Below are 5,958 nucleotides of genomic sequence, written 5' to 3' on the forward strand. Positions count from 1 at the left end.
TGCCTATAAATTGAATACTATCATGGATGACAGAACGCAAAGAGAGCGTAGAGCTTGCTGGGCGTTAAGTAGATCAATGAGTGCTTTTCTCTAATTTTATGGTTTTTGTAAAACATACAAGGTTCCGAGGCCTGGATCACCACTCGGACATGGATGGATATTACAATGCCTATCAAGGGGAAAAGTAAGCATTGGTCTATTTGTTGTTTACAACAGTTAACTATCAATCGAGAAGACGTTGGAACGGTACTGCTTGTTGGAAAAGAATAGTCTATATCTAGCTGCATGAATACAATTGACGTACAAATTTTAACTATAAGGAATGGGTACAGGAATTAAGTCACCTACAAGATAACTATCCTGCTGAATCGGAAAGAGCCAACATGCATGTGGACTTCAAAGGTGTCCAGTTGCAGGACGCCGATTGTCTTAAGCTTGACCAGGTATTGATACAAGACAAGGCGTGACATCTATTACGCTATCAAGCTACTACCGAGGGGAAAGAATATCAAGAACGTGGGTTCATATAGGTTGTATGGGCTCAGAAGTCCCGGGCGTATCTTTTGATTCACGTGAGATAGCACACATTTCGGCATATTGTATGAGGGATTAAGCTCAAAAATCACTAAAAATGTACCTGTTTGGGTAATCAACGTCTATCGATTGTGCGGTAATTATGGAAATATATATAGGTTAACATGGGTGGGATAATTAGATAGAGGGGAAGATGAATATTGCCACTTATTGTGCAAAAATTCGGCGGTACCTCGGTTGGAAGTATTGATAGAATTCTGATGGTAACAGAACGTATAGTGGAGGCGAAAAATAAAGGAAATGATGTAGTCGTGGTCGTTTCAGCGATGGGGCAATCCACCAATTCATTAGTAGATATGGCCAAGCGATTGTCTCAGAATCCAGCGGGAAGAGAAATGGATATGCTGCTGTCATCAGGCGAACAGGTTTCCATATCCTTACTTGCTATGGCTTTGATAAGTAAAGGCTATCCTGCTGTTTCTTTAACAGGATGGCAAGCTGGGATTATGACAGATACCGTTCACAATAGAGCGAGAATCGTCCATATTAACAGCAATAAAATAGTAAATCTTGTTCAAAAAGGTAACATAGTCATTGTGGCAGGGTTTCAAGGAATTACGGAAGACGGGGAAGTTACTACTCTGGGTCGTGGGGGCTCGGATACAACAGCAGTTGCGCTGGCTGGCAGCATTAAGGCTGATTTATGTGAAATTTATACAGATGTTTCCGGTGTCTTTTCTGCCGATCCACGTATTGTACCTACAGCCAAGAAATTATTTAGGATTTCCTTAGCTGAAATGATGGAATTGGCGACATTAGGCGCAGGTGTCTTACATCCCCGTGCGGTAGAGTGTGCGAAAAAATATAATGTTCGGTTAATGGTAAGATCTAGTTTTACTGATGAAGAGGGAACTTTTATAGAGGGGGATGTGGATATGGAAGAAAAGTTGGTATGTGGAGTGACTCACAAGGATAATATAGCGAAAATTACAATAAAAAAATTTGACGCATTATCTTCTTTATTTACAATTTTGGTGAAATCTCATATTGATGTAGATATCATAACACAGTGCTCAGATGAACTTTCGTTAACTAACTTGTCCTTTACTGTTTCTATAGAGGATTTGGGACGTACTTTGGATTTACTCGAATCCAATAAGACAACACTCGCGTTTGAAGAGCTCAATACGGAAGTAGGTTTAGCAAAAGTTTCTATCGTTGGATCAGGATTGGTCTCAAATCCCGAAGCAACTGCAAAAATATTTACAGCATTGGCTTCCGAGCATATTCCGATTAAGATGGTTAGCAATTCTGAAATGAAGGTTTCCTGCATTATTCCTGATGGTATGACAGAAAGAGCAGTACGGACTCTTCACAGTGTTTTTGGTTTTGACGTCCTTCCAAAAGAGGCGGTTTTACATTAGTTCAATAGTACAAAGAATATATTCGGCTTTTCATTACTAGGCTTCAATTCGTCCAAAGCTTTTCTATAGATAAGAAGATAGATAAACAACTTACAATGTAAAGAAAGACTACCATAAAAAAACAAGGATTGAGTAGCATATATAAGAAAAATAGGAAAAAGGAACATAGAGGACAGACACGCAAAGGAAGCACATGATCGCTAGGAATTAAGTAGACCAATGAGTACTTTTCTCTAATTTTATATATTTGCTTTGCAATGCATCTACTAATCAATGTGTGAATCTTATTGGTTAACGCTGGGATGCTTAGCTGCATACATGGGGAAACAGTAAGCAATGGTCTATTTTTTATGTTTTCAACAGGCAGGCTTCTCTTTCCTAGAAAGAATGCAGATTGAGAGTTAATAAGAGAAAGTACTAATGGGGTGGATTGTATGGGAAAAGTGCTGCTTGTTGGAAAAGGAAAATTATTTAAATCTGTAAAGAAAAGTATAGGGGCCACCCACACGGATACAAGTGACTTAGAAACTTTAGACTATGATGAAGAGTGGTTTAAGCCTACAAGTAACCTGAAGGACTGTGATGGAATAATGATTCATAAATCATTGCAGGCTAACTGTGTTTATCTATTCCCTAATTCTCTGTTAGATGGAATAAATCTTGTAAGAGTATTTAAAGAGTTCCAACCTTATAAGTTGTTTGTTGTCACTCATAATCAACAATATTCTACTCTATATAAAAAAATGGGAGCCGACTTTGTCATCCTTAGTAAATCGGGTTGTTACAGCTATAGCTGGCTGCTAACAAGCGGCACCTAGTTTCTAAAAAAACTTAATGGGGGGTGTAACAAAAATACCCTATAGGTAGACATTTTCTAAGTGTCTATTCTATAGGGTACAGTTTTAGATGCAGATAAGACTTTACTCCTTAATATCCTTTCGAATAGTCAAGCAGGTTAATCGCAGGTTGTTCACCCTCGATATATTTCTTTAAATTAGGAATGAAAATATCTTGTAGCAGCCTCTGGTCATAGAACTCAGTTGAACCGGACGTATGAGGGGTTATAATCACTTGTTCAAGATCCCAAAGAGGGTTATTCTCCGGCAGGGGCTCTACTTCAAATACATCCAGTCCAGCACCAGCTATTTGGCCAGTTTTCAATGCACTGATAAGATCCGCTTCGACGACAATAGGACCGCGGCCAATATTTATGAAGTATGCTGTATCCTTCATTTGTTCAAATTGTTCAGCTTTAAACATGTGTTTCGTCTTTTCAGTGAGTGGAAGGGTCACAACAACATAATCACAACGACGTACTACTTCATTTAACTGATCTGGTGTTCGCATTTCATCTACATATTCTGCAGCTTTACCTGAGTGGCGGATTCCAAGAACCGTCATACCAAAGGCTTTAGCAATCTTTGCTGTTTCACTGCCTATAGCACCGACACCGATAATACCAATTGTTTTGCCGTGAATTTCAAGCTTCATATTGGCATGATGCCATTTCTTTTGCTGCTGATTTTTAACATATGTATCAATTTTACGGGTTAAGGCCAGCATTAGTCCAAAGATAGTTTCTGAAATAGGATACGCATGAACACCGTTAGCACTTGTAACGACTACTTCTTTCTGCTGTAATTCTGTTAACGGGAGGTTATTCACTCCTGCACTCCAAGTTTGAATCCAACGTACCTTAGAGCCTGCACTTATTACGGATTCCCTTAAACGCTTGTTCCAGCCAGCGATGATCTCCGCATCGTTCATCATACCACCCCACACCTCGGGGTCACGACTAGCCGTAACTTCCCATTCGGGAATAATATGCTTGATTTCTGAAAGAATAGCTGCATCTACATCATGCGTAAGAAGTAGGGTTCTTTTTGTCATGGTTTTATCTCCTTTGTATCCTCATAGAACAATCGTTCAATGATTGTGGTGAGGTCTTCTGATGAGTACGCTAAAAACTGTATCACTATCTGAATTCCATACTTATGAGCAAAATTCCTGTGTAATCCGTGAATTTACCTACAAGAAAAAAAAGCTGACCATTGTACAGTCAGCTTTTAGGGCAATTAGCTCTTTAAGAATTTCACACATACAGGATAAGGGACAGGCAGATCACTTTCAAGTAAAGTAAGCTTACCTGTTTCGGTATCACGAACATAGAGGACAAGATTGCTTGATTCTTGATTTGAACTGACAATAAACTGCCCGCTCGGATCAATTTCAAAGTCTCGAGGCCAATCTCCTGCAGAAGAGACATGCTCAATAAAGGTTAATTCACCAGTTTCTTCCGTAACACTAAAGACCGCAATGCTGTTATGTCCTCGGTTACCCGCATAGACAAACTTCCCATCAGGAGATACGTGAATGGCACTGCCTTGGCTGTTTTCTGTAAAATCAACAGGGATTGCTAAACTATAATGAAGCTCTGTAAAAATTCCGTTTTCAGGGTTATAGGCCAGAGCAATCACTTCATTGCTTAGCTCTGTCATCACATATGCGAATTTTCCATTTGGATGAAATTCAATATGGCGAGGCCCGCTTCCCGGTTTCACAGCAAGAACATTTACTACGTGTAATTGATCCTCTTTAATTTCGTAAGTAATAATTTCATCTGTACCAAGATCTACAGCAACTATATATTTTTCATCTGGCGTAAATCCTGAAAAATGTGCATGCGGCCCATCTTGACGCTCGACGCTCGGTCCTGAGCCGGAATGCTGATTCATAGAGACGATCGCGGATGTTGTGCCGTCTGTCTCTGTTTTATAAAGTTCAATTTTTCCGTTATGATAATTTGCTGTGACCACATATTGTTTACCGCTGTCAACACTAACATGACACGGAGAACCGCTTTCTGAAACGTGTGTACTTAGTTGGGTAAGAGCTGCCGTATCCGCATCAATGTTGAAGGAAGTGATTCCGCCTTTATCATTTTGTTTATCAACAGCATATAACGTTTTCCCGTCCTTACTAATTGTTACATATGTAGGACTTCCTAGTTCTGCAGCAAGCTTAATGTTTTCAATCTTTTTACTTTCTGTATCAAGTGTAAAGCTATAAACCCCTTTACTGTCACCCTTTGTGTACGTACCGATGTATCCTGTATAGATAGCCATAATAAAGTTCCTCCTTGTATGTGGATGTGTTAATTTTACCATAAGTCTCTATCAAAGAAGCATCGTCAGCTCTTGAATTTATTGTTTACCCATCGATAACGATTACTAACACATATCTTATGGATATCTAGAATTTTTATCTGTATAATTAACTTTTAAAAAGTAAGCGTAAAACGGGGTGTACCCATGAGCAGTTGTCAACCATTAGTACAATTTCCTTTCCTAAACGGGGTGCATATTGTCAAAAGAGAATTAATCTATAAAGGAATGAATGGCCAAGGTGTTGAGCGTATCTATACGGCCGATGACAGCTATATTTTTAAACCGCTGACTAATCCGAAGCAGTTTGGTAAGGAATTATGGGTTTCCGAGCATATTCTTACTAAGCTGCCATCCATTTATCCAAAAATCCTTGCACATTCAGTTCAAACAGAGAAACAGCTAAGCTGGATTGTTCTTGAAGATCTCGGGATGCTGACACATACGTTTAATGAGAAAGCAGCCGGCGAGGTCATTCATTTAATGGCGGAATGGCACAGGATGTCAACTGATTATCTAAACGGAGCAGAATTAATTGGCCCAAAACCCTTCATTGAAGAAGTAGTGTGTGATCTTTTTCAGAATAAAACAGACATTCTGCGCATACTCAGCGAATTAGATGTGGAAGAAGCAAGCTTGTTGAATATGTATACCTTGATTAAGGGATTCACATTTACGATTCCTCGCGTATTATCGCACGGTGATCTTCACCTTGGAAACTATGCCTATGCCGGTAATCGGGTCGTCGTCCTCGATTGGGAGCATGCTCATTTAAATAGCCCTTTTTGGGATTTGTATCATGTTATTGATATGTCCCATGCAGTGTTTCCTAAATC

5 protein-coding genes are annotated in these 5,958 nt (G+C 39.4%); 3 read left to right on the top strand and 2 right to left on the bottom strand.

Annotation, left to right across the window (positions count from 1 at the left end):
* Positions 1-734: 734 nt before the first annotated feature.
* Both AC52RT_RS08250 and AC52RT_RS08255 read left to right on the top strand, forming a co-directional pair.
* Positions 735-1,958 (top strand): aspartate kinase, encoded by a 1,224-nt coding sequence (locus AC52RT_RS08250; protein WP_495540298.1) that lies wholly within the window; start codon positions 735-737, stop codon positions 1,956-1,958.
* A 434-nt stretch (positions 1,959-2,392) separates the two neighbouring features.
* On the top strand, positions 2,393-2,776 hold the full coding sequence (locus tag AC52RT_RS08255) for a hypothetical protein (RefSeq protein ID WP_495540299.1): 384 nt from the start codon (positions 2,393-2,395) through the stop codon (positions 2,774-2,776).
* A 109-nt stretch (positions 2,777-2,885) separates the two neighbouring features.
* Here the strand turns inward: AC52RT_RS08255 and AC52RT_RS08260 are convergent, their stop codons facing one another.
* A complete protein-coding gene (locus AC52RT_RS08260) occupies positions 2,886-3,848 on the bottom strand; it encodes a D-2-hydroxyacid dehydrogenase (protein WP_495540300.1) in 963 nt (320 codons plus the stop codon).
* Positions 3,849-4,033: 185 nt separating this feature from the next.
* Positions 4,034-5,083, bottom strand: coding sequence for a lactonase family protein (locus AC52RT_RS08265; RefSeq protein WP_495540301.1), 1,050 nt, complete (start codon positions 5,081-5,083; stop codon positions 4,034-4,036).
* Between the two features lie 186 nt (positions 5,084-5,269).
* Here AC52RT_RS08265 and AC52RT_RS08270 point away from each other — a divergent pair.
* Positions 5,270-5,958 (top strand): phosphotransferase (locus AC52RT_RS08270; protein WP_495540302.1); only part of this gene is annotated, 689 nt, incomplete at its 3' end.

Source organism: Peribacillus sp., from assembly GCF_059453735.1.

What these genes read in the sequence shown, in the direction of transcription:
- AC52RT_RS08260 (WP_495540300.1), bottom strand. Translation starts at nt 3,848, where the DNA reads ATGACAAAAAGAACCCTACTTCTTACGCATGATGTAGATGCAGCTATT.
- AC52RT_RS08265 (WP_495540301.1), bottom strand. Translation starts at nt 5,083, where the DNA reads ATGGCTATCTATACAGGATACATCGGTACGTACACAAAGGGTGACAGT.
- AC52RT_RS08255 (WP_495540299.1), top strand. Translation starts at nt 2,393, where the DNA reads ATGGGAAAAGTGCTGCTTGTTGGAAAAGGAAAATTATTTAAATCTGTA.